Origin of the sequence: Companilactobacillus mindensis DSM 14500, from assembly GCF_001434275.1 — a bacterium.
Lineage (GTDB): Bacteria > Bacillota > Bacilli > Lactobacillales > Lactobacillaceae > Companilactobacillus > Companilactobacillus mindensis.
Genome location: NZ_AZEZ01000082.1, coordinates 1 through 3,048, shown reverse-complemented (window position 1 = coordinate 3,048; position 3,048 = coordinate 1). Strand labels below are relative to the sequence as shown.

3 protein-coding genes are annotated in these 3,048 nt (G+C 37.9%); 2 read left to right on the top strand and 1 reads right to left on the bottom strand.

Annotated elements, in window-relative coordinates; translation table 11 throughout:
- Positions 1–858, top strand: an 858-nt coding sequence (locus FD29_RS07430) for an RNA-guided endonuclease InsQ/TnpB family protein (RefSeq protein ID WP_235804279.1), incomplete at its 5' end; no start/stop codon positions are given.
- A gap of 152 nt (positions 859–1,010) precedes the next feature.
- On the opposite strand, the gene FD29_RS07425 is transcribed toward FD29_RS07430, so the two are convergent.
- Entirely contained in the window at positions 1,011–1,718 is a 708-nt protein-coding gene (locus tag FD29_RS07425; protein WP_057888310.1) for a M57 family metalloprotease, read from the bottom strand.
- A gap of 134 nt (positions 1,719–1,852) precedes the next feature.
- Here FD29_RS07425 and FD29_RS07420 point away from each other — a divergent pair, with 134 nt between their 5' ends.
- The gene (locus FD29_RS07420) at positions 1,853–2,677 is read left to right on the top strand and encodes an alpha/beta hydrolase (protein ID WP_057888309.1); all 825 of its coding nucleotides are present in this window, start codon (positions 1,853–1,855) and stop codon (positions 2,675–2,677) included.
- Positions 2,678–3,048 lie beyond the last annotated feature (371 nt).

Here is a 3,048-nt window from a genome sequence, read left to right as displayed (position 1 = left end):
CAAACTTCCTGTCAGTATTCAAAGAAATCTAAAATGAATGTTTATACTGGGTCAGTCAGATTCCTAGATGATAAGCACATCAAGGTTCCTAAATTGGGAAAACTTAGAATCAAAGGATACAAGAAAGAAATTTTTCATGATAAACAGAATATACGTATTGGAACCGTAACTCTTTGTAAAGATCCATGTAACCGATATTTTATTTCACTTCAGCTTAGTTCTGATACACCATTTGTCGAGCGTAAAGTAAAAACTGGTAGTAATATTGGCATTGATTTGAATACTGAGAACTTCCTTACTACCAGTGATAATGTTGTAATCGATAATCCTAGATTCTATCGAAAAATGAAAAAGAGATTATCCAAAGAACGAAGAATTCTATCACGTCGTATGAACCGTGCTAAAAAAGAACACCGTAAATTAAGAGAATCAAAGAACTATCAGAAACAGAGACTTTTAGTTTCAAAACTGAATACCAAAATACGCAATCAACGTAATAACTTCTTGAATGTCTTATCTACTAAACTTATCAATAACCACGATTTGATAGTAGCTGAAGAGTTGAGAAGTTCAAATATGTTAAAAAATCATGTTTTGGAAATGTCAATCTCCGACGTTGGGTGGAGAACATTTCTAAACATGTTAGCTTATAAAGCTGATTTATATGGTAGAAAATTTTTGACTATAGATCCAAAAAACACCACCCAAACATGTTCTGATTGCGGACACATTTTGAGTGGTGCTGACAAATTGACTCTAACCGACAGACATTGGACTTGTCCAGTCTGTCATAAACATCACCTTAGAGATCATAATGCGGCTATTAATATCCTGAATAAAGGATTGACAAAACAATAGAAATATAAAGTCCGTTTGGCAACTTGCGGACTAAAAAGGCATTGGTAATTAGCGTGTAAGACATATCATCTTCGGATGACACGCAGTGCTGTATCTATGCAAATTGTAGCTAATAAACAGAGAGCTTGTTTATTACTTACAAGCCACGGACTTTAGTCCGTGGTAGTTGACTGATTATAAATTTTGCGCAAACCGTTGAGGTCGGCTTCAGATAATTTAGTGACGCCTTGATCGACTGGATACATGACCGAATTGGTGTAGGAACTGTGTGCCAATCCCAACGCATGACCAAGTTCGTGCATAGCGACGGAATTCTTGACTGACATATTGGGATAAGTCATATTCAAACCAGCTCGGCCACTGTTGATAGCGTAGTTATTGAGCTGCAAAGCTGACGGACCACCATTACCTAACTCGACAGTACTGGAAGCGATGTTGTTGATTTTTTTGTGATAGATGAAAAAAGTAATGTTATTTTGGTTGGGTTCTGATTTTTGGGGGATCAATCTGACAATACCGGTGTTATTATACGTATCGACAGCGTTTTGGAAGACTTGCTGAACGTTTTCGGGTACGTTGTTGTCAAAATGATAATAGTAAGTTTTGGCAGTGATCATGTTCTTCAGCGGTTCTTCAATGGGAGTAGAAACTTTACCAACTTGTTTCTCAGTTGTAGTTTTAGTAGTGCCGTTTAATTTACTCTCAATATTAGTTTTGATTAAATATAAATATGGTTGAACTTTGTCATTTGTTGCTTTAACTTGGCTTTCAACTTGCGGTACGACTTGGGGATGCAGTTCCACAACGACAAATGCACCGGCCAGCAATAATAGCCAAACAATCCATGAATTTTTCCTCATGAGTACTCCTTAAAAATTCATTTTACATCTAAATCATAATAGAGTTTCGATACGTTTTTGTCTACTTAAATGATTAGTATTTGTACTAACCGTCAATTATTTAGAGCATTAAAATGGTAATGGAGGTTTGAACAATGCAAACAAGAACAGATAACTTATCAGTTTCTGGACACAAATTCAAGGTTAAAAGCTACTGGCTCGATCAAGTGGCAGATTTTGGCAAAACTGTCGATTATCCGGTGATGATAATTTGTCCTGGTGGTGGCTTTACTTTCCATTCGCAGCGTGAAGAAGAACCAATAGCCTTACGATTCAATTCCTTGGGGCTGCACGTGGTCGTCTTGGAATATAAATTGATCGACGATGAACCAGTTTTTCCCTTGGCTTTACAAGAAATGGGCAAAACTATCGATTGGGTCAAACAACAAGCTAATTTGCGTCATATCGACAAAAGTAAAATTATTTTAACTGGTTTTTCCGCTGGTGGGCAAGTAGTAGCAGCTTACAACGGCATCGGAACCGACCCTAAATTACGCCACACATATAGTTTGGAACAATATGACGATGACTTTGCGGCAGTGATTTTAGGTTATCCGGTGATCGATATGACGGTTAAAAATAGTTTTCCCATTGATGAGAAAGTTATGTATCAGATCAGTACCGATAAAACTTTCTGGCAGACGCAAGCTTATTTGAATGAGCACTCTAAACCAACTTTTATTTGGCAAACGCGTACGGATGAACTGGTCAGTGTATCGAATTCCTTAATGTATGTCGATAAAATGGATCAGTTAGGATTGCCGGTCGAATATCACTTGTTTGGGTCGGGGATTCACGGATTGGCTTTGGGAACTTACGTGACTAAAAAACCGGGCAAAGATAAATATTTGAATGCTTGGTCAGCTGAATGGATCAATTTGGCCTTCAACTGGCTGGAAATGATGGGATATTTGGAATAATTATTTCGAGGTGTTAATTGAAAATTTGGTTCTTTTTCAAGTTTGGTTGTTCACTGCCGTCTTCCATGAAATCCCGGCGGATTTGGAATACTGTGAGAGCGACTTAGAACCAATTCTACGAATTGTTTTGAAGATCGTCTGTCTCTAACCTGGTAAAGTGCACCAGCCAAGAGACTACCACGTGAGAGTCCGCCGGGATTCCACTCCAGACTAAACGGTTTTTATTTGTTTTACATTAGTAGTATTAAAATTTTAGATCCAATGATTCGATACTTCATTTAAAGCGATACACTAATAGGCCATCCAGCTGATTTTTTTTTGGATGACCTATTAGTGTAGTGCGCCCGGCATGGGCGCTAACTTGGTGGCGA

Excerpts from the sequence above, each read along its gene's own strand:
- FD29_RS07425 (WP_057888310.1), bottom strand. The coding sequence starts at position 1,718 with ATGAGGAAAAATTCATGGATTGTTTGGCTATTATTGCTGGCCGGTGCA.
- FD29_RS07420 (WP_057888309.1), top strand. The coding sequence starts at position 1,853 with ATGCAAACAAGAACAGATAACTTATCAGTTTCTGGACACAAATTCAAG.